Origin of the sequence: Nocardia aurea (assembly GCF_003123685.1) — a bacterium.
GTDB lineage: Bacteria > Actinomycetota > Actinomycetes > Mycobacteriales > Mycobacteriaceae > Nocardia > Nocardia aurea.
This window is the reverse complement of record NZ_QCYJ01000115.1, coordinates 1-19,004: the sequence shown is the minus strand read 5'-3', so window position 1 is coordinate 19,004 and position 19,004 is coordinate 1. Positions and strand designations below refer to the sequence as shown.

Genomic DNA, 19,004 nt, shown 5'->3' with positions numbered 1-19,004 from the left:
CCGGGCCGTGCGCGCTCAGCCTGCCCAGTGCAGCCGGGCGGTCGCGGAGAATCCGGCGGCGATCGTGAGCGCCCCGTTGGTCTCGCGGCGACACGAGGCGACGGCGAGATGGCAGGGCCGAGGCAGATCCGGCGGGATCTTCACCCCGCCGTCGATCTCGTACCGCATATTGGTGACCTTCCAGGCGCGCGCCCCCGGATCGTCCGGTGTCGCGGGCGGCGCGTCGGCGCGGGCCACCACGAAAACCTCGGTGACGCCGACCGGCCAGGTGAACACCAGCAGACCACCGTGCTCGGCCAATCCGCTCACGGTGGGGATTCCGCTGGGATTCGGCTCGTCGCGCGGTGTTCCCCGGTCGGCGGTGTGCTCAGCACCGGTGGTCGACGGCGTCGCCGAATCCACTGCGGCAGTTGGTGAATGCCCCGGGTCGGAGCCGGGCTGCCCAGGGGACACCTCGCTCGATCCGGGCGTGGGATTCGACCGCGTCTCCCCGACGCCGGTTCCCGCCTGCGCGGCGGCGGATTTCCGCGCTGCGGGAGGTGGCGCGTCGGAGCGAGCGATCTCCGAGTACTGTCCGGCGAGCGCCGCGGCGACCGCGTAGACCGGAAGTGTTCCGGTGGAAGGGATTCCGCCGTCTTCGAGTTCGGTGACCCGGGTCCGGCCGACGACGCGCCACGAGCCGTCGGGTTGCAGGCGGGTCACCCGGTAGTCGACATTTCCCGCGGGCGAGGGCGACCAGGTGACCTGTGCCGAGCCGTTGCGCATGCGCGACACCCGGACGTTGGCGGGGGGTTCGACGACGGTGGCGGCGAGCGCCTCGGCCACGCCGCGGTGGTCCGCGCAGATATCGCGAGCCGCGAGCAGTCCGCGGGCGCGGTCGGCGGGCGGCCCGGCCACGGCGGCGGCGACCAGCCGGTCGGCTTCGGCGATGGCGCGTCGCGCCTCGGCCAGCGATTCCTCCAGGCCGGCGGTGCGACCGGTCGGCGGGGGCACATCGGAGGCCGTGCGCCGCAGGTATTCCAGGTGTTCGACGGCTTCGACGTAGCGTTTGGCCGCCAGCGCGGAGGTGACATTGCGCCAGCGCACCCCCGCCTCGGCGAGTACCCGTTCGACCTCGTCGGCGACCGACCGGATCGGCGTCGTGCCCGCGCCGTTGTCGAGTTGACGTGCCTGGGCGACCTGCCTGGCCGCCTCCTGGGGGCGCCCGTGCCGCAGCGACCCGCGCGCCGCTTTGAGCGGTTCTTCCCACTGTCTGCCCGAGGCCCGAGCCGACGTGGTCCGCGTGTCCCGTGGCGGCGAATACGCCGGGGTCTCGGGCCGCGGCGGGACAACCGGTGAGCTCTCGATGCGCGCACCGAGCGCGGTGGTGAGATCGGTGAGTACCCGGATCGCCTCGGCGCGATCGAGTCCGAGTTCCATCGCCTCTTCGAGCAGGAATTGGTAGTCCTCGCCGACCAGTTGATCCTCGACGAGCACCGCGGCGCGGACCTTCGGCCGCAACTCGGTGGTGACGTCGTCGATGATCGAGCGGACGTACTCCCTGACCTCGGGACCGCCGCCCTCGAGCAGATCCTGCACGTGCACGAGCAGTTCGTCGAGTACGACCCGGATCCGGCCCGGCGGCAACTCTCGTGACCGCGCCCGCAATGCCTCGGCGCGCAGGCGGATCTCCTCGGTGTGCGCGGCATCGGTCGGATCGAGGCCGAGCAGCGCGAAAAGGGTGGGAGCCGGTTGCCCTTCGAGCAGCCGATCCCATTCGCTGAGCAATTGCCGGATCTGCTTGCGCCGCTGTTCGGTGAGCGTCGCACTCGGCGCGGGCGCGACCTGCGGCTGATCGGACAGGATCTTGTGCCTGCGCAGGCGCGCGGCGACCTCGGCCGCGTCGAGCCCGCCCATCGCGCCGATCTCCTCGAGACCCGCGACCTTGCTCGCCGGTATGCCACCGTGTCGCTGCACCAGCCGCGAGACGGCGATGTCGAGCATCTCGTAGCGTCCGGCATCGCGCTGCTCGCGGACCAGCCGCACCCGCGTCGCCTCGGCGCGGCGAGAACTCGCGTTCAGCAGCAATTCACTGCGGCGGTCGTGATCGTCGACCAGAAGTCCGACCAGCACACGGTATTTCGGGTGGTCACGCTGGCGCTGCCAGAAACCCCAGACCTCCTCGACGCGCGCGGCGACCTCGGCGTCACCGAGTGTCTCGGCGTCGTCGAGCGGAATGTCGTAGAGCTCGAACGAATCCGACTGCTCGGGTCCGCCGCGGCGCTCGACCGCGGCGAGTACCCGTTTGCGGTAGTCGTTGGGGTTGAAGGCATCCATCGTGTAGCTACCCGGTGCGTCGGCGAGTGCGCTGAACCTGGTCGAGTTCTCGTGCCACATCCGCCTGGGACAGGGTGGCGCCGGTCTGGGCCGACAGGGTCAGCGGCATATCCGCGTCCACGTGATGCGCCGTGACGTGCAGGACTCCGTCGAAACCCATCTCGAAGGTGACCCGCACTTCACTGTCGGCGGGATAGCCCGGCGGGATTCCGCGAATACGCCCTTCGATCAGGACCTTCGTATCCTCCGGCCGCATCGACGCCGCCTGGCCCTGCTGTTCGACGACGGTCAGTTCGATCTGATCCTGGTCCTCGCGCACGGTGCCGAAAGAACGGCGCACCCGCACCGGCAGTGTCTGGTTGCGGTGGACCAGCCAGGCCGCGGCGAGTCCGTACTGCGAATTCAGTGCGAGCACACCGAAGCCACGCGACACCACGGTATCGACCTGGATCTCGACCATGCGCCGGACCAGGCCGACCGGTTGCCCGAAGGACGCGGCGACCCGCGCGACGGACTGTTCCAGATCGGCGGGCGCGGCTTCGCGCAACGGTGAACCGTCCCGCAGACGGCCGCGGGTCATCAGGTCGGCCAGGATCAGCCGCTCCATCTCCAGCTTCTCGCCGTAGAGGGCCGCGCCGCGCGCCACCGACAGATCGGGATCGCGCAATTCGCCATCGAGGCCGAATTCTTTGCGCAGTTCGCGTTCCACCATCGGCATGCGCGAGGAACCACCGACGAGCAGCAGCCGATCCACCGAGGCGACGCCGCGTTTGGCCGCCGCGGCGAGGCAGTCGCGCGTGAGGTCGACGGTCCGCCGCATCAGCGACGCCGTCATCGATTCCACTTCGGCGCGGGTCAGCGGGACGACCGCGCGGGCGCCGTCGTGCGCGATCACCACCTCGGTGCGCTCGGCCTCGCTCAGCTCGCGTTTGGCCTGTTCGGCGGCCAGCACGAGCATCTGCGAGCCCGCCGAATCGTCGAGCGGGTCCTCGGCGTCAGGATTCGCGGCGCAGAACTGCTGCGACAGATACAGGGCGATGCGTTCGTCCCAGTCGGCGCCGCCGAGCTGGTGATCGCCTTCGACCGCGAGGACCGAGATCCGCCGGTCGGCCAGTTCGATCACGGTGGCGTCGAAGGTTCCGCCGCCCAGGTCGTAGACCAGTACCGTCTCGCGCGCGTCGGACTTGCCGACATCCACGCTGCCGTCGAGCCTGCCGAATCCGTAGGACAGCGCGGCCGCGATCGGCTCGGAAAGCACACCCGCCACATCGAATCCGGCGTAGGTGCCCGCTTGGATCGTCGCGCGACGTTCCTCGTCACCGAAATACGCGGGCACGGTGATCACCGCGCGACCCACCGGTTCGCCGCCGCCGAATTCGACATCGGCGGCCAAACTCTTGAGGATCAGCGCCGACACCGCGGGCGCGGACCACGTGGTGCCGTGGGCGGCGAAACGCCACTCCGCGTCACCCATCCGGCGTTTCACCAACGCGCAGACGTGCTCCGGATCGAGGCGGGCCTGCCGCCGCGCGCCCTCGCCGACCAGATGGTCGAACGCCGAGGCGAAGAGCACCACCGACGGAATCGTCGGCTCACCGTTCATTCCGATCATGACTTCGGGCCGACCGTCGGCGTCTATCCGCGCGATTGCCGAGTTCGTCGTGCCCAGGTCGATTCCGTAGACCCCCATGGCACGCGATGGTAGCAGCCACTTCCGACACCGGCCCGGTCACCGACCGGGCGATCTCGCCGACGCCGGGACCGACGGATCCGAGCACGCGTTATGGTGCGAACATGACCGAACCCGACGCGCCCGCCGCCGGACCCGTCCCCGTCGCGCCGCGCGGCGAAACCGCCGCGCACGACGAAATCATCGAACGCATCGACGATCTCACCCGTGTGGTCGCGCGCCAGGCCGCCACCATCGAACGTCTCGCCGACGACGCGAAGGCCAGGGCGCAGCGCGAACGCCAGGGCGCCGACCTGCCCCTGGTCACCGAACTGTTCGCGCTGCTCGGCGATACCGTCGCCTGTGCGAGTACCGCCGAATCCGCCAGGGAGCGCGAGGCATTCGACGCGGTGGCCGGGCGGATCGAACGGCTGCTTGTCGGGCGCGGCGGTATCGTCGTCGCTCCCGGCACGGGTGAGGTATTCGATTCGCTCACCATGGAGGCGGCCGACGTCGTGCGCACCGACACCCCCGCGGAGGACCGCACCGTCGACTCCCTCGTCCAGCCGGGCCTCAGTATTCCCGGTCGTTCGATCCGCCCGGCACGGGTGATCGTCCGGCAGCATCGGAAACCGACGGAATAGTCGGGCACCAAGGAATAGTCGGGCACCGACGAACACCGCTCAGCGTCCGCGTTCGTAGGAATTCTCGGGACGTTCGATCCGCCGGTACTCGGTGACGGTCATGGTCGGGGTCGGCTCCGGATCACCGTGGATACTCGCGGTGGCGACCGTGCCGCGCACCTCCAGCCAGCTGTCCTCGGCGAGCGGTTCGGTGATTCCCGCCAGGTGCACGCGGATATAGCGGGCGTCGGCGACGCAGCAGGTGATGACCACTCGCGCCAGGTCGATACCGTCACCGTGTTCGGCGGCGAGTACGAACCCGCTGACCGTCACCTCCCGATCGTCGAGGGAGCGTGCGGAATCGAAGAGCGCGCGGTCGACCAGACCGGTCAGCGGCAGGGCGGGAGCCTCACCCGGTGGCAGCGGCGGAAAGGGCCAGGTCTCGGGTTCCTCCGCGATCCGCAGCCGCACCGGAGCGGTGCTGCCCGCCGCGTTCGCACCGAGTGCGGGCGGCACCACGAGCAGCAACACGGCGACGGGCGCCAGCAACAGCCACGGGGCCCGACCGGTTCCGTGCGCGTGCTCCCCCGCGTGCCGACCCCCGATGTCGCCGACGATGGCGACGACGGCGAGTGTGACGATGCCGAATCCGCTGACCAGCAGAAACGGGGCCAAACCAGCCTTCACGTAGCGCAGATAGGTGCCGTCTAACGTCACCCGCAGCACCACACCGCCGAGCAGCAGCAACAGCAGATTCTGGGTCTCACGTCTCATCGCACGCCCCCGAGGAAGACGTAGCCGGCCACGCTGCCGCAGACCACCGCCACCGCGAAGGTCGAGGGCGCGAAGCGGATCGCGAACCCGCGCCCGAAACTGCCCGCCTGCATGGCGAACAGTTTCACGTCCACCGCGGGCCCGACCACGAGGAATACCAGCCGCGGCAGCAGCGGCAACGAGGACATACTCGCCGCGACGAAGGCATCGGCCTCCGAGCACAGCGCGAGCACGACGGCCAGTACGGCGAGTACCAGGATCGCCAGCAGCATCTGCCCCGCCAGCCGTTCGTACCAGGACGGCGGGACGAGCACGTGCAGTGCCGCCGCGGCCGCCGCGCCGAGGACCAAGAACGCCCCGGCCTGGAGGAAATCGTGCCGGGCCGCCTCGGTGAAGGTCTCCCAGCGGGTACGCCCGACCACGCAGGCACGATCACCCCCGCCCGGCGGCATCCACCCCGGACTCCCGAATCGCGACCACAGCAGACCCATCACCACCGCCGTCGCCAGCGATCCGGCCAGTCGCGCCGCGACCATTCCAGGCTCACCGGGAAAGGCGACGGCCGTCGACACCAACACGACCGGATTCACCGCGGGGGCGGAAAGCAGGAAGGCGAGCGCGACCGAACTCGGCGCGCCCTGTTCGATCAGCCTGCGCGCGACCGGCACCGCACCGCATTCGCATCCCGGCAGCGCCATTCCGGCCAACCCAGCGACCCCGATCGCGGCGGGTTCGTTGCGCGGCAACACCTTCCGCAACACCGCGGGCGAGACGAAGGTCGCGATCGCCCCGCTGACCAGGACTCCGAGTACGAGAAACGGCACCGCCTGCACGAAGACGCCCGCGAAGACGGTGACCGCGGTCTGTAGTCGATCCGTCGCTCCCACCAGCGAACTCAGCCACGACCGCGTCACCAGACCGACGACGACCAGCGCGACGAGCACATGCGTCGACGACACCCTGCTACGCAGACCCCACCCCGAGCGCTGATCCAGCATCGTCCCATCGTGCCAGAAACGAATGTCATTATCGAAAAAGCGATCGGGTCCAGGCGGACATTCCGCGCGCCGAACGCGCGATTACCGCCCGATCGTCGCGGGAATGTCCGTTCCGGCCGGACCGCTAGGCGACACCGGCGGGCACTTCCGACCCCACCCGCGCCCACCGCCCCGACAACGCCCGCCACACCACCGCCGACATGCGGAGAACCATGAAAACGGCCAGCCCGGACCAGATTCCGGCGATACCCCAGTCGAAGACGAGCGACAGCCAGATGGCGGGCAGGAAGCCGAGCAGTGCGCAGCCGAGGGTCGCGGTGCGCAGGAACGCGGCGTCGCCCGCCCCCAGCAGCACCCCGTCGAGCGCGAAGACGATTCCGGCGACCGGAATGATGCCGACGAAGAACCACCACGCGACATGGGTGCGGTCCAAGACGGCGGGATCATCGGTGAACAGCGTCGGGATCACGCTGACACCCGCCGCGAAACAGGCCGCGAGCCCCAGCGAGAACAGCTCCGACCACAGGGTGATCCGGCGGGCGAGACCGCGCGCGCCCTTCGCGTTCCCCGCGCCGAGGGCGGCCCCGACCAGGGTCTGCGCGGCGATCGCCAACGAATCCAGCGTCATCGCGAGGAAATTCCACAGTTGTAGAACCAGCTGATGGGCCGCGACCGAGGCCGCGCCGAAGCGTGCCGCCACCGCCGCCGCGGAGACGAAACAGGCCTGGAAGGCCAGACTCCGGACGATCAGATCCCGGCCGAGCACCAACTGGGCGCGGATCACCGACCAGTGCGGTGTCAGCGGAACCTGTTGGCGCACCAGGGCGTAGAGGAACAGCGCGGCGGTCACCGACTGGCCCACCACATTGGCGACCGCCGAACCGGGAAGTCCCATTCGCGGCACGCCCGCCGGTCCGTGCACGAGCAGCGGGCACAGCACCGCCGACACCGCGAGTCCGGCGACGACGTAGATCAGTGGCCTTCGGGTCTGCTGCACCCCGCGCATCCAGCCGTTGCCCGCCATGGAGATCAGGATCAGCGGAACACCGAACAGCGCGATCCGCGCCCATTCGAGCGCCACCGCCGCGATCTCGCCGCCACCGGCGATCGCGTTCGTCAGCGGCACCGCCGCGACCTGCACGATCAATACGATCGCCGCGCCGACCGCGAGCGCGATCCAGGTCGCCTGCACACCTTCGACCACGGCACCGCGCCGGTCACCGGCCCCGTGCCGTCGCGAGGATCTGGCCGTGGTGCCGTAGGACAGGAAGGTCAACTGCGAGCTGACCTGCGCCAGGATCAAACCACCCACCGCCAGCCCGGCCAACGCGAGCGCGCCGAGCCGTCCGACGACCGCCATATCGAACAGCAGGTAGATCGGTTCCGCGACCAGAACACCGAGCGTCGGCAGCGCCAGCCCGAGAACTCGTCGCGGTCCCGCGGACGCGGCGGCGTCCGACACGGGACCGTCCGACGCGATATCCCTCGACACGGCGACCTCTGGCACGACGTCACTCGACACGGCGACCGTGGGGACCGCGCCGTCCTCCGACACGGTGCCGTCGTCGGCCGATAGCGGCACTCCGGTCAACCCAGCGCGGCCAGTAGTGCGGCGACGACATCCTCGGCGCATCCGTGCGTGGTGTACCCCGCGGCGAATCGGTGCCCACCGCCGCCGAGCGAGGTGGCGACCGCCGACACATCGACACCGTCCTGCGCGCCGGGAACGCTGTCGCGGGAACGCAGCGACACCGTCCAGCGGTCATCGACCACGCGGGATTGTTTGAAGACCGCCGCCACCCCCGCCTCCGAGGTGGTGCGCACGATATCGATGACGCTCTCGATCTCCTCCGAACGAAGTCCCTCCACGTCCTCGCGGCGGACCAGGGCGTAGACCACCCCGATGCCGCCGTGCGCCCTCGGTTCGAGGCGCGCCGTGCCGAGCACCCGCGAAAGCATCGGGAGCCAGCCGAACGGATGGGTGTCCATGAGTGTGCGGGTGATCTCGGCACCGTCGATTCCGGTGCTCAGCAGGCGCTCCGCCAACCGGTGCGTGCCTGGCCTGACCCAGCGGAACGAGCCGGTGTCGGTGACGAGTCCGGCGTAGAGGCAGTGCGCGATATCGCGATCGATGGGTTCGCCCCACACCTCGAAGAGCCCGGCCAGCACACTCGTCGTCGATTCCGCGTTCGGGTCGACCAGATTGATGGTGCCGAATCCGGTGTTGGAACGATGATGGTCGACCACGATGGTGGTCGCCGCGCCGTCCAGCCGATCGGCGAGAGCTCCGAGCCTGCCCACGCTACCACAATCCACGGCGACGAGGACATCCACCTCGCGCGGCACATCGGCGGGAGCGACGAGATGTCGCACGCCGGGCAGCGACCGCATCGACACCGGTAATTCGGCGGGGTCGGCGAAGGACACCCGGACGGGCACCCCGCGCCGATGCAGGACCAGCGCCAACGCCAGCCCGCTGCCGACGGTATCGGCATCGGGCTGAACGTGGCATACGACGGTCACCGATCGCGCGGTCGTGAGCGCCGAGACGGCGGCATCGAAATCGACCTGATCATCACTGGTTGTCATTCGTGCCGCAGTCTCTTGGTCTCGTACTGTTCAGGACTCGTCGTCGCGCTCGACCTTGTACGGATCGGCGTCACCGGCGTGGGTCGCGTTGGCCGCGGCCTTCGCCACCTCGTCGTCGGAAGCTCTGGCGCGCGCCAGCAACTCCTCCATCTCACGGGCGACATCGGGCACCTTGTCCAGGATGAACGCCAGCGTCGGGGTGAATTTCACCCCGGTGCCCGCGCCGACCTTGGAGCGCAGAACGCCCTTGGCCTTCTCCAGACCGGCGGCCGCGGCCGCGTAATCGGGTTCGATGTCGAGGGTTTCCCCCATCACCGTGTAGTACACCGTCGCCTCGCGTAGGTCACCGCTGACCTTGGCGTCGGTGACCGTCACGAAACGCAGCCGCGGATCCTTGATCTCGTATTCGATCGCGGTCGCCACGATCGAGGAAATCCGCTTGGCGAGTCGGCGTGCCCTGGCTTGATCCACCATGGCCGTTTCCTCCTCACTCTCACTATGAAAAGTTCAGTCCTCGGGTCCGAAGATCCGACGGCGCACTGCCAGCAACTGTAACTCCGGACGCGCCGCGACGTGGCGTTCGCATTTGTCGAGCACCTCGGTCAGATGGCCCGTTTCCGGACTGACCATGGCGACTCCGAGCAACGCGCGGCGATGTAGGTCGTGTTCCCCGCCTTCGGCCGCGCTCACACCGAAGCGCTGTAATTCGGCCAGAACCGGCCGGATCACCGAACGCTTCTCCTTGAGCGAATGGACGTCGCCGAGCAGAATGTCGAACTCCAGTGCACCCAGGTACACGCTCACCTCTTCATGTCGAATCGCGGAGGGGAGCTCGTACCGGCGGGCACCGCCGAACTCGGCACGCCCCCCGGTATGCCGAACGTCATCACATCGCCGCACCCGCTCCGTGCGAAGCGGGTGCGGCGATGCTCGTGGCGATCAGTCGCGCGGCTTCTCGCGCAACTCGTACGCCTCGATGATGTCGCCTTCCTTGATGTCGTTGTAGGTCAACGTCATACCGCATTCGAAGCCCTCGCGGACCTCGGGTGCGTCGTCCTTCTCCCGCTTGAGCGACGAGATCGTCACCGTCTCGGCGACCACCACGTTGTCGCGCAGCAGACGGGCCTTGGCGTTGCGCTTGACGCTGCCCGAGGTGACCATGCAACCGGCGATATTGCCGATCTTCGACGACCGGAAGATGGCCCGGATCTCGGCGCGACCCAGTTCGACCTCTTCGTAGATCGGCTTGAGCATGCCCTTGAGGGCCTTCTCGATCTCGTCGATGGCCTGGTAGATCACCGAGTAGTACCGGATGTCCACGCCTTCGCGGTTGGCCAGCTCGGTCGCCTTGCCCTCGGCCCTGACGTTGAACCCGATGATGATCGCGTTCGACGCCGACGCCAGGTTGACGTTGGTCTCGGTGACACCACCGACACCGCGGTCGATGACCCGCAGACGTACCTCGTCGTCGATCTGGATACCCATGAGGGCCTCTTCGAGGGCCTCGACGGTACCGGAGTTGTCGCCCTTGAGGATCAGGTTGAGCTCCGAAGTCTCCTTCAGGGCGGCATCCAGATCTTCCAGGCTGATCCGCTTGCGGCTACGCGCGGCCAGGGCATTGCGCTTACGCGCGTTGCGCCGGTCGGCGATCTGGCGAGCGATCCGGTCCTCGTCGACCACGAGCAGGTTGTCACCCGCGCCCGGCACCGACGTGAAGCCGATGACCTGCACCGGCCGCGACGGCAGCGCCGCCACGACGTCGTCGCCGTGCTCGTCGACCATGCGGCGCACGCGACCGTAGGCGTCGCCCGCCACGATCGAGTCGCCGACGCGCAGCGTGCCGCGCTGGACGAGCACGGTCGCTACCGGGCCACGGCCGCGGTCGAGGTGCGCCTCGATGGCGACACCCTGGGCGTCCATATCCGGGTTGGCCCGCAGGTCGAGTGCGGCGTCCGCGGTCAGCAGCACCGCCTCGAGCAACTGCTCGATATTGGTGCCCTGCTTGGCGGAGATGTCGACGAACATGGTGTCGCCGCCGTATTCCTCGGCCACCAGGTTGTATTCGGTCAGCTGCTGCCGGATCTTGTCCGGGTTCGCGCCTTCCTTGTCGATCTTGTTGACCGCCACCACGATCGGCACGTCGGCCGCCTGCGCGTGGTTGATGGCCTCCACCGTCTGCGGCATGACGCCGTCGTCGGCCGCGACCACGAGGATCGCGATATCGGTGGCCTTCGCGCCACGGGCACGCATGGCGGTGAACGCCTCGTGACCCGGGGTGTCGATGAAGGTGATGAGGCGGTCGTTCTCGCCCAGATGGGTCAGCACCTGGTAGGCGCCGATGTGCTGGGTGATGCCACCGGCCTCGCCCTCACGGACGTTGGCCTTACGGATCGTGTCGAGCAGTCGGGTCTTACCGTGATCGACGTGACCCATGACGGTCACGACCGGCGGACGCTGTTCGAGGTCGTCCTCGCCGCCCTCGTCCTCGCCGTAGGTCAGGTCGAACGATTCGAGCAGCTCACGGTCCTCGTCCTCGGGGCTGACGACGTGGACGACGTAGTTCATCTCGCTGCCGAGCAGCTCGAGGGTCTCGTCGTTCACCGACTGGGTCGCGGTGACCATCTCGCCGAGGTTGAACAGGGCCTGTACCAATGCGGCCGGGTTCGCGTCGATCTTCTCCGCGAAATCCGACAGCGAGGCGCCGCGGGCGAGACGGATGATCTCGCCGTTGCCGCGGGGCAGACGCACGCCACCGATCGAGGGCGCCTGCATGCTCTCGTACTCGGCGCGCTTGGCCCGCTTCGACTTGCGTCCGCGACGCGGTGCGCCACCGGGACGACCGAACGCGCCCGCGGCGCCACCGCGGCCACCGGGACCGCCGGGACGGCCACCGCCGCCACCGCCACCGGGACGACCACGGAAACCACCCGCCGCGGGAGCGCCCGCGCCCGCGCCGGGAGCACCGGTACCGCCACCCGCGCCGCCGCCACGGTAGCCACCGCCACCGCCGCCGCCACCGGGACGACCGGCGCCACCGGGACCGCCGCCGGGACGGCCGGGACGACCCGCACCGGCGCCGCCGGGAGCGGGACGAGCCGAACGTTGCGGCATGGCACCGGGATTCGGGCGCGGAGGCATCGAGCCGGGGCTCGGACGCGGACCGCCGGGACGCGAACCGCCACCCTGGGCAGCGGCCGGACGAGGTCCACCCTGACCGGGCGCGGGACGCTGACCGCCCTGCGCGGGGCCGGGACGGGGACCGCCCTGCGCCGGACCCGGACGCGGACCACCCTGGCCGGGGGCCGGACGCGGTGCGCGCTCACGCTCGGGAGCGGGCGTCGACGAATAGGGATTGTTGCCGACCCGAGGGGTCTTCGGGCCGGGCTTCGGACCACCGGGACGGGGGGCACCCTGGCCACCCTGTGCCGGGGCGCCGGGACGCTGCTGCTGCTGACCCGGACGCGGACCGGCCGGTGCGGGACGCGGACCCGACTGAGCGGGTGCGGGCGCCGCCTTGGCGGCGGGCGCCTGCTGGGCGGGAGCGGGAGCGGCGGCGGGCGGCGGGGTCGCCGGACCCGGCCGGACCGCGGGCCCGGGACGCACGCCGTCGCCGGGACGGTTCGCCGCCGGAGCGGGAGCCGAGGAAACCGGGGCGGCGGGGGCGGGCTGCGGTGCTGCCGAGGCGGCCGCCGCGGGGGCGGGCTGCGACGGAGCGGGGGGACGCGGGCCGGGACGGGGGCCCGGACCTGCGGGCTTCGCACCCGGACGGGCCGACGAAGCGGGTCCGGGACGAGCCCCGGACTTGGTATCGGACGCCGTGGCGGATTTCGCCGACAGCGACTCGCGGAGGCGACGGGCGACGGGCGCTTCCACCGTCGAGGACGCCGACTTCACGAACTCGCCCTGCTCCTTGAGCTTCGCGAGTAGTTCCTTACTTGTGACACCGAGTTCTTTGGCCAACTCGTGCACGCGGGCCTTGCCTGCCACTGCTCTCCTCACTGAGAGGTCGAGCAGCTCCGCCGTTTCAGGGGACGGCGGCCCGCACGACCTCGGGTTATCTCCGATGGACGTTCATCGTTGGTACTTCACGGTGTGCTCATGAGTGCTCGTGCCTGTTCTCGAGGTAATGCTCCAGGGCTGAGATATCCAGATTTCCGGACACTCGTAGTGCTCTGCCGAATGCTCGGCGCCGCTCTGCTGCGCGCAGACAAGACGAAAGGGGGTGCAACCAGGCACCCCTCCCGGGCAGTCTACGCCGCGAATCGGGAACGATCGCGACGATACGGGAACCGTCACCGGCATCCCGATCCTGTGCCACGATCCGCAACAGATCGACGGCCAACTCGCGCTCCCGGCATCCGATACACGTACGCACCGGAGCCGATCGGCGCTGGGGCGCCGGGTCGATCTCGATGGTGCGGTCCGGTACGGAAACCGAAGGCTCGCGCTGAACCTGAGACCACTGTACCGCTGTCCCGCTCGGAACACCGAACCCCGCCCCCGCGGAAGTTACCAACATGTCATCCCGGGTGTTCGATTCCCGATCCACCCGATCCGGCGCGGGACTCGCCTGATCGACCGCCGCGCGCCGTGGCGCGCCACCCTCGGTCAACTTCGGTGCGCCTCCGTCCGCACGTTGCCGCCCATGTCAGGGGCGGCGTCGCTGCGGATATCGATCCGCCAGCCGGTGAGCCGGGCGGCCAGGCGGGCGTTCTGCCCTTCCTTGCCGATGGCGAGCGAGAGCTGGAAGTCGGGGACGACCACCCGTGCCGCGCGGGCGTCCGGATCGACGATAGTGACGGACACCACTTTCGACGGCGACAAGGCGTTGCCGACGAAGGCCGCCGGATCCTCGGCGTAATCGATGATGTCGATCTTCTCGCCCGCCAGTTCGCTCATCACATTGCGCACGCGCTGCCCCATCGGGCCGATGCAGGCGCCCTTGGCGTTGACGCCCGACACCGTCGAGCGCACCGCGATCTTGGAGCGGTGTCCGGCCTCACGAGCCACCGCGACGATCTCCACCGAGCCGTCGGCGATCTCGGGCACCTCGAGCGCGAACAACCGGCGCACCAGATTCGGATGTGTGCGCGACAGCGTGATCTGCGGCCCGCGCGGCCCTCGGGTGACGCCGACGACGTAGCACTTGATCCGGTCGCCGTGCTCGTAGGTCTCCCCCGGCACCTGCTCGGCGGGCGGGATCAACCCCTCCGTGCCGTGCAACTCGCTGCCGATGCGCACGACCACCGTGCCGCGCGCGTTGGCGCGGGCGTCGCGCTGGACGACGCCGCCGACGATATCGCCCTCGTGGGTCGAGAACTCGCCGAAGGATTTCTCGTTCTCCGCGTCCCGCAACCGCTGGAGCACCACCTGGCGCGCCGTGGTCGCCGCGATGCGGCCGAATCCCTCGGGGGTGTCGTCCCATTCGGAGACGACGTTGCCGTCGGCGTCCACCTCGCGCGCCATCACCCTGACCACACCGGTCTTCTGGTTGATGTCGATGTAGGCGTTGGGCTGGTGGCCCTCGGTATGGCGGTACGCGGTGAGCAGTGCCGACTCGATCGCGGAGATCACCGTCTCGATCGAGATCCCCTTGTCGGCGACAATCGCGCGCAGGGCTTCGATTTCGATGTTCATTCCACGATCCCTTCGGTCGGCGAATCGGACGCTGTTACAGGTACTGCATCGGTACTTCCGGAGATGTCTTCGGCATCCTGGCCCGGCGTCGGTCTGCCGGGCGCTACGCCGCCCGCGAGTTCGAGTTCCCTCGCGCCGGGCGGATTGAATTCCACTTGAACGACCGCTTCGGCGATATCGGCCAGTGGCACCGTCACCCGGTGCGGTTTATGTCTACCGCCCAACACGAGCGCCACCGAATCGCCGTCCAGCGCGCCGACCCTCGCGTCGAACCGGGCGTGTCCCCCCGGATCCGGAGGTTCCGCGCCGGGACGCAAGGTTATCCGTACTTTGCGGCCGCGCGCACGTCGCCAGTGCCGGTCCGCCGTGAGCGGACGGTCGATCCCCGGCGAGGTGACCTCGAGCAGATAGGGCGTATCGCCGAAATCGCCCGCCTCGTCGAGCAGCTCCGACAGATCACGGCTCAGGGTGGCGATGGTGTCCAGATCCGAGGCCGCGTCGCTGTCGACGACGACCGTCACCCGAGCCTGCGCGTCCGCGTGCTTGCCCACCGTCGAGAGATCGACGCCCTCGAGATCGAATCCTCGGCGCTCGACGAGTCCAGCTATCAGCTGGCTCACCCTTTCGTCGGTCGGCATCGGCATGGTGGGGCGGCTCCTGGTTCAGTTGTGACGCGAGCTTCGGATTTCTTCGAGCGCTGTGTACCGGTAACGAAGTGCGGACGGTCCCCGACAGCAAATCTCGTCTACCGAAGGTCTAGCGTAACGCGCCCCGAGAGTGTAAAGGACCAGCGGCCTGTGGCAAGTTTGCCGGGTATGCCGCTTCGGAGTCGGGCCGAAACTCCGGCCGCGCCCCGGTCGGAGTCACCCCGCGAATCTGGCACGATGGTGCCGTGCCCATCCGCCACCCCGCCTCGACGCGCGACGCGCGTGTCCCCGGCTCCCCCGCCGATCGGCCCGACGCCCGCGCGGGCCGGAACATGTTCGGTGCGAACGTGTTCGGCGGCCCGAGTGCGGGTGGCGGCGCGACGGTCGATCGTCGCACCGCGTTGCGGCTCGCGGGCGGCGCGACGGCGGGAGTCCTGACACTCGGCGCGGCGACGGGATGTGCGGACGAGCCGGTCTATCTCCCCGATCCGCTTGCCGCGCAGGAAGCCGCGGCGAGGGCCGACGCCGCCGCCGCGAGCGCCGCGATCGCGCTCGCGCCGCAACGGCAGGCGGCGCTGAACACGATCTCGGCGCAGCGCACCGAACACGCGGACGCCCTGCGCGCCGAGATCGACCGGATCATCGGCGTCTACGGCGACGGAACCACCCCCGTGCACCGCACCCGCGAACCGAATCCGCCCGCCACGGGCGCGAGTCCGGCTCCCGGCGTGCCCGGCAGCGCCGTACCGCCCACCGTTCCACTCACCGTCGAGCAGTTGCGTGAACAACTGACCCGATCGCAGCGATCGAGCGCGGACCTGGCTCGTACCCAATCCGGATACCGCGCGGGCCTGCTCGCCTCCATCAGCGCGGCCTGCGCGGCCCAGACGGGAGTCCTGCTGGCATGACCGACGCCGAACGCCGTGCCGTCCTCGACGCACTCGCCGCCGAGTACGCGGCGGTGTACGCCTACGGGGTGATCGCCGCGTACGCCTCACCCGAGCGGACCCGCTTGGTGGCCGAGTACACCGCCGCGCATCGCGCCCGCCGCGACGCGACCGTGCGGGCGCTGGAAGCGGCGGGGGTCACCGCGCCCGCCGCCGACGCCGCGTACACCACCCCGTTCCCGGTGGACGACCCGATACCCGCCGCCCGGCTCGCGGTCACCGTGGAGAACGACACCGCCGTCGCCTGGCGCGCGGTCGTCGAGCACGCGGGCAGCGAATCGGCCCGCGGCATGGGTATCGATGCCCTCACCGAGAGTGCCCTGCGACTGGCGACCTGGCAGGCGATTCTCGGCACGAATCCCGCGACGGTGGCCTTCCCCGGCCGCGCCTGAGCCGCGGATCACGGGTTTCGACAGGCCCGCGCGGGCGACACCGACCCCCGCGTTCGGTCCGGGACAGGCCGGGTTACCCTTTCCGACACCCCGGCGCGGAACGCCTCCGCAGTGGTTCCCGATGCGCCGGAATCGGCGGCCGTCCCCGGTGGGGACCGCGCCGAGGAGTTCCTCGTTATCGTGCCGCAACCACCCGAAGGTATTGCCGGAGGACAGGATTCATGACACGTTCCGCACGACTCATCTGCATACTCCTCGCCGTCGTCGTGGCCGCCGTGGCCGCGTTCCTGACGTCGGGACCGACCGCGACAACCGCAGCCGAGCGCGAGCCCGGTGACATCGAGGCGGATCCGAACGGATCCGCCTGTGCGACACCCGATTCCACCGATCTGGTGGTCGATCTCTACCTGGTCTGACGCGGAGACCACGGTGCGCGGTGTGACGGCCGGGTGCGCTCACCGGCCGCCGCACCGCGAATCGGCTAGGGCCGCATCTCGTACGCGCCGTCGTTGGCGACCACCCGGTCCCACACCCGGTCGAAGCGTTCCCGGTTCGCGACCGGGGTGCGCAGGGCGCCGACGGCCCATTCCCGCTGGGCCGCCCCCGTCGACGGCTTCCCGTAGAGCGTGGTGGCGTATCCGTTGAAGTCGCGGACCTGGAAGTCGAAGATCTGGTCGAGCACATCGCGATCGAGGCCGATGATCGCGGCCTGCTCGAGGATCAGCTGACCGTAGACGACCAGCGAGAACAGGTGGCCGATGGTCAGCATGAAGTCGAGATCCTCGCGTTGCCCCTCATCCGGCGCAGCCGTGAGCAGCAGGCTGCGCAGCGCCTGCGCCTGCTCGTAGAACCGGGCGACGTTGGGCACGTCGGCGTGCTTCTCGTACGCCGGGGTCCAGTCGGCGAACCGGACCTTGCCCGCGCCACGGGCCGGGCCCTGCCGCCAGAAGAATTCCTCGTCGCCGGCTTCCTGCCTGGTGCCGATCTCGGGGTAGTCCGCCGGATCGAACAGGTAGTTGGGCATGAACTTGAGGATCTGACCGACGTTCACGTGCACGGTGCCCTCGAGCCTGGGCAGTGTGTTGATCAGCCGGGCGACCTCGGCGAAGTAGGTGTTCTTCTCGAAGCCCTTGGCGGCGAGCACATCCAGCAGCAGGGTCATCACGACCTCGCCCTCGGAGGTCACCTTGGATTTGGTCATCGGGTTGAACAGCAGGTAGCGCCGGTCCTCGAGACTGGCGTTGCGGAAGTAGTCGACGGCCCGGTCGCTGAACAGTTTCATCGCGACGATCCGGCTGTAGGCGTCGACGAAATTACCGCGCACGTGCGGGAACCGGGTGACCGGATTGCCGTACAGGATGCGGTTGTTGGCGTGGGTGATGGCCTCGTAGAACGAATGCTCGACCATGCCGATGCCACCGTGGCAGAGGTTGAACTTGCCGACGTTGACCGTGTTCAGAGCCGCCGAGAACGCCTCGGGACCGGTGTGCAGTACATCCTCGGCGCGCACCGGGTAGTCGGTGAGACGGAAATTGCTGACATACATCTGGCCGTGCACGACATTGCCGATGAGTTCGTAGTCCTCGTGCCTGCTGTCGGCGGCGAACCAGACGTACCCGTCCGCGCCGTCGATATCGGCCCGGCGCGAGAACACCGAGACCATGCTCGCCACATTGCCGTTGCCGATGTAGTACTTCTCACCGTTGGCGCGGAACAGGATTCCCGCCTCGGCGTCGTCGCTGCCCGGCTCGGTCGGGGTGAGGACCAGGTCGGTGTTGTAGATATCGGCACCGTGGGTCTGCTCGGACAGGCCGAAGGCCATCACCTGCCCCTCGGCCAGATCCGCCGCCGCCCGTTTCTTGGCGGCTTCGTTGTCGCTCTGCCAGATCGGACCGAGTCCGAGGATCGTGACCTGCTCCGCGTACCAATACGCGAGCCCGTAGAAGCCGAAGATCTCCGACAGCGCGGCGTTGCGCGCGGCGTCCCAGCGCCGGTTCGGATCGCCGTCGGCGTAGGCGGCCGGTGTCAGGAAGGTCGCGAACAACTTCTCCTTCCTGACGAAATCCAGGAATTCCGACACCCACAGCGCGTCCTGGTCATCGGCCAGCAACTGCGCCTTGCCCTTCGACTCGAACCACTCGATGGTGGCCTTCAGCAGTCGCGTGGTCTCGGCGTCGAACTGCTGGGGGTCGTAGGTGGACGGGTTGAACAGCAGGTCGTCGGTACTCGTCATGCCGGTCAACTTACCAGCGGGTAACAGATGTCCGCCCACGGTCTGCCGGATGTGTGACCTGCGCTTTCATCTTACGCAGCCGTAAGAGGTCAGTTCAGAATGAGTTTTCGGAGGCAGATGACCGCGCAGGCGAGGGTGAGTAGCGCGTGGTGGATGTCGGCGCGGCGTTCGTAGCGGGT

The 19,004-nt window shown here is 69.2% G+C and carries 17 protein-coding genes; 4 read left to right on the top strand and 13 right to left on the bottom strand.

The window, feature by feature from the left end; genetic code table 11:
* Positions 1-15 precede the first annotated feature (15 nt).
* A complete protein-coding gene (locus tag DAT37_RS26190; RefSeq protein WP_109527539.1) occupies positions 16-2,376 on the bottom strand; it encodes a fibronectin type III domain-containing protein in 2,361 nt (786 codons plus the stop codon).
* Positions 2,324-4,006, bottom strand: coding sequence for an Hsp70 family protein (locus DAT37_RS26185; protein WP_109527538.1), 1,683 nt, complete (start codon positions 4,004-4,006; stop codon positions 2,324-2,326). Before DAT37_RS26185 ends, DAT37_RS26190 begins: the two co-directional genes overlap by 53 nt.
* A 104-nt stretch (positions 4,007-4,110) precedes the next feature.
* Between DAT37_RS26185 and grpE the strand changes: the two genes are divergently transcribed.
* Positions 4,111-4,629, top strand: coding sequence for a nucleotide exchange factor GrpE (gene grpE, locus DAT37_RS26180; RefSeq protein WP_157978707.1), 519 nt, complete (start codon positions 4,111-4,113; stop codon positions 4,627-4,629).
* A gap of 39 nt (positions 4,630-4,668) precedes the next feature.
* Here the strand turns inward: grpE and DAT37_RS26175 are convergent, their stop codons facing one another.
* The 10 genes from DAT37_RS26175 to rimP all read right to left on the bottom strand — a co-directional run bounded on the left by DAT37_RS26175 (position 4,669) and on the right by rimP (position 15,250).
* Positions 4,669-5,382 (bottom strand): TIGR03943 family putative permease subunit, encoded by a 714-nt coding sequence (locus DAT37_RS26175; protein ID WP_109527536.1) that lies wholly within the window; start codon positions 5,380-5,382, stop codon positions 4,669-4,671.
* Positions 5,379-6,380, bottom strand: coding sequence for a permease (locus tag DAT37_RS26170; protein ID WP_109527535.1), 1,002 nt, complete (start codon positions 6,378-6,380; stop codon positions 5,379-5,381). Before DAT37_RS26170 ends, DAT37_RS26175 begins: the two co-directional genes overlap by 4 nt.
* A gap of 124 nt (positions 6,381-6,504) precedes the next feature.
* The gene (locus DAT37_RS26165) at positions 6,505-7,842 is read right to left on the bottom strand and encodes an MATE family efflux transporter (protein WP_109527726.1); all 1,338 of its coding nucleotides are present in this window, start codon (positions 7,840-7,842) and stop codon (positions 6,505-6,507) included.
* Between the two features lie 125 nt (positions 7,843-7,967).
* On the bottom strand, positions 7,968-8,969 hold the full coding sequence (locus DAT37_RS26160) for a DHH family phosphoesterase (protein WP_109527534.1): 1,002 nt from the start codon (positions 8,967-8,969) through the stop codon (positions 7,968-7,970).
* Between the two features lie 30 nt (positions 8,970-8,999).
* Positions 9,000-9,443 carry a 30S ribosome-binding factor RbfA gene (gene rbfA, locus DAT37_RS26155; RefSeq protein ID WP_109527533.1) on the bottom strand — a complete coding sequence of 148 codons (444 nt, stop codon included), beginning with the start codon at positions 9,441-9,443 and terminating at the stop codon, positions 9,000-9,002.
* A 33-nt stretch (positions 9,444-9,476) separates the two neighbouring features.
* Positions 9,477-9,767, bottom strand: coding sequence for a DUF503 domain-containing protein (locus tag DAT37_RS26150; protein ID WP_109527532.1), 291 nt, complete (start codon positions 9,765-9,767; stop codon positions 9,477-9,479).
* 141 nt (positions 9,768-9,908) lie between these two features.
* Positions 9,909-12,956 carry a translation initiation factor IF-2 gene (gene infB / locus DAT37_RS26145; RefSeq protein ID WP_109527531.1) on the bottom strand — a complete coding sequence of 1,016 codons (3,048 nt, stop codon included), beginning with the start codon at positions 12,954-12,956 and terminating at the stop codon, positions 9,909-9,911.
* A 109-nt stretch (positions 12,957-13,065) separates the two neighbouring features.
* Entirely contained in the window at positions 13,066-13,383 is a 318-nt protein-coding gene (locus DAT37_RS26140; RefSeq protein WP_232840028.1) for a YlxR family protein, read from the bottom strand.
* 194 nt (positions 13,384-13,577) lie between these two features.
* Positions 13,578-14,606 carry a transcription termination factor NusA gene (gene nusA / locus DAT37_RS26135; protein ID WP_109527529.1) on the bottom strand — a complete coding sequence of 343 codons (1,029 nt, stop codon included), beginning with the start codon at positions 14,604-14,606 and terminating at the stop codon, positions 13,578-13,580.
* Entirely contained in the window at positions 14,603-15,250 is a 648-nt protein-coding gene (gene rimP / locus DAT37_RS26130; protein WP_109527528.1) for a ribosome maturation factor RimP, read from the bottom strand. Before rimP ends, nusA begins: the two co-directional genes overlap by 4 nt.
* Positions 15,251-15,498: 248 nt before the next feature.
* Here rimP and DAT37_RS26125 point away from each other — a divergent pair, with 248 nt between their 5' ends.
* From DAT37_RS26125 to DAT37_RS26115, 3 genes are all read left to right on the top strand, one after another.
* On the top strand, positions 15,499-16,161 hold the full coding sequence (locus tag DAT37_RS26125) for a hypothetical protein (protein ID WP_332873358.1): 663 nt from the start codon (positions 15,499-15,501) through the stop codon (positions 16,159-16,161).
* A complete protein-coding gene (locus DAT37_RS26120) occupies positions 16,158-16,592 on the top strand; it encodes a DUF4439 domain-containing protein (protein ID WP_109527527.1) in 435 nt (144 codons plus the stop codon). The genes DAT37_RS26125 and DAT37_RS26120 overlap by 4 nt, the downstream gene beginning before the upstream one ends.
* Positions 16,593-16,813: 221 nt before the next feature.
* Positions 16,814-17,008 carry a hypothetical protein gene (locus DAT37_RS26115; protein ID WP_109527526.1) on the top strand — a complete coding sequence of 65 codons (195 nt, stop codon included), beginning with the start codon at positions 16,814-16,816 and terminating at the stop codon, positions 17,006-17,008.
* Positions 17,009-17,073: 65 nt separating this feature from the next.
* Here DAT37_RS26115 and DAT37_RS26110 read toward each other — a convergent pair whose 3' ends face one another.
* Positions 17,074-18,825: an acyl-CoA dehydrogenase family protein gene (locus DAT37_RS26110; RefSeq protein WP_109527525.1), complete on the bottom strand. Its 1,752-nt coding sequence runs from the start codon at positions 18,823-18,825 to the stop codon at positions 17,074-17,076.
* Between the last annotated feature and the right edge of the window lie 179 nt (positions 18,826-19,004).

Bases quoted from the DNA above. Each gene is read 5' to 3' on its own strand.
- DAT37_RS26170 (WP_109527535.1), bottom strand. From the start codon at position 6,380: ATGCTGGATCAGCGCTCGGGGTGGGGTCTGCGTAGCAGGGTGTCGTCG.
- DAT37_RS26115 (WP_109527526.1), top strand. From the start codon at position 16,814: ATGACACGTTCCGCACGACTCATCTGCATACTCCTCGCCGTCGTCGTG.
- DAT37_RS26110 (WP_109527525.1), bottom strand. From the start codon at position 18,825: ATGACGAGTACCGACGACCTGCTGTTCAACCCGTCCACCTACGACCCC.
- DAT37_RS26160 (WP_109527534.1), bottom strand. From the start codon at position 8,969: ATGACAACCAGTGATGATCAGGTCGATTTCGATGCCGCCGTCTCGGCG.
- nusA (WP_109527529.1), bottom strand. From the start codon at position 14,606: ATGAACATCGAAATCGAAGCCCTGCGCGCGATTGTCGCCGACAAGGGG.
- rbfA (WP_109527533.1), bottom strand. From the start codon at position 9,443: ATGGTGGATCAAGCCAGGGCACGCCGACTCGCCAAGCGGATTTCCTCG.
- DAT37_RS26175 (WP_109527536.1), bottom strand. From the start codon at position 5,382: ATGAGACGTGAGACCCAGAATCTGCTGTTGCTGCTGCTCGGCGGTGTG.
- rimP (WP_109527528.1), bottom strand. From the start codon at position 15,250: ATGCCGATGCCGACCGACGAAAGGGTGAGCCAGCTGATAGCTGGACTC.
- grpE (WP_157978707.1), top strand. From the start codon at position 4,111: ATGACCGAACCCGACGCGCCCGCCGCCGGACCCGTCCCCGTCGCGCCG.
- DAT37_RS26120 (WP_109527527.1), top strand. From the start codon at position 16,158: ATGACCGACGCCGAACGCCGTGCCGTCCTCGACGCACTCGCCGCCGAG.
- DAT37_RS26185 (WP_109527538.1), bottom strand. From the start codon at position 4,006: ATGGGGGTCTACGGAATCGACCTGGGCACGACGAACTCGGCAATCGCG.
- DAT37_RS26190 (WP_109527539.1), bottom strand. From the start codon at position 2,376: ATGTGGCACGAGAACTCGACCAGGTTCAGCGCACTCGCCGACGCACCG.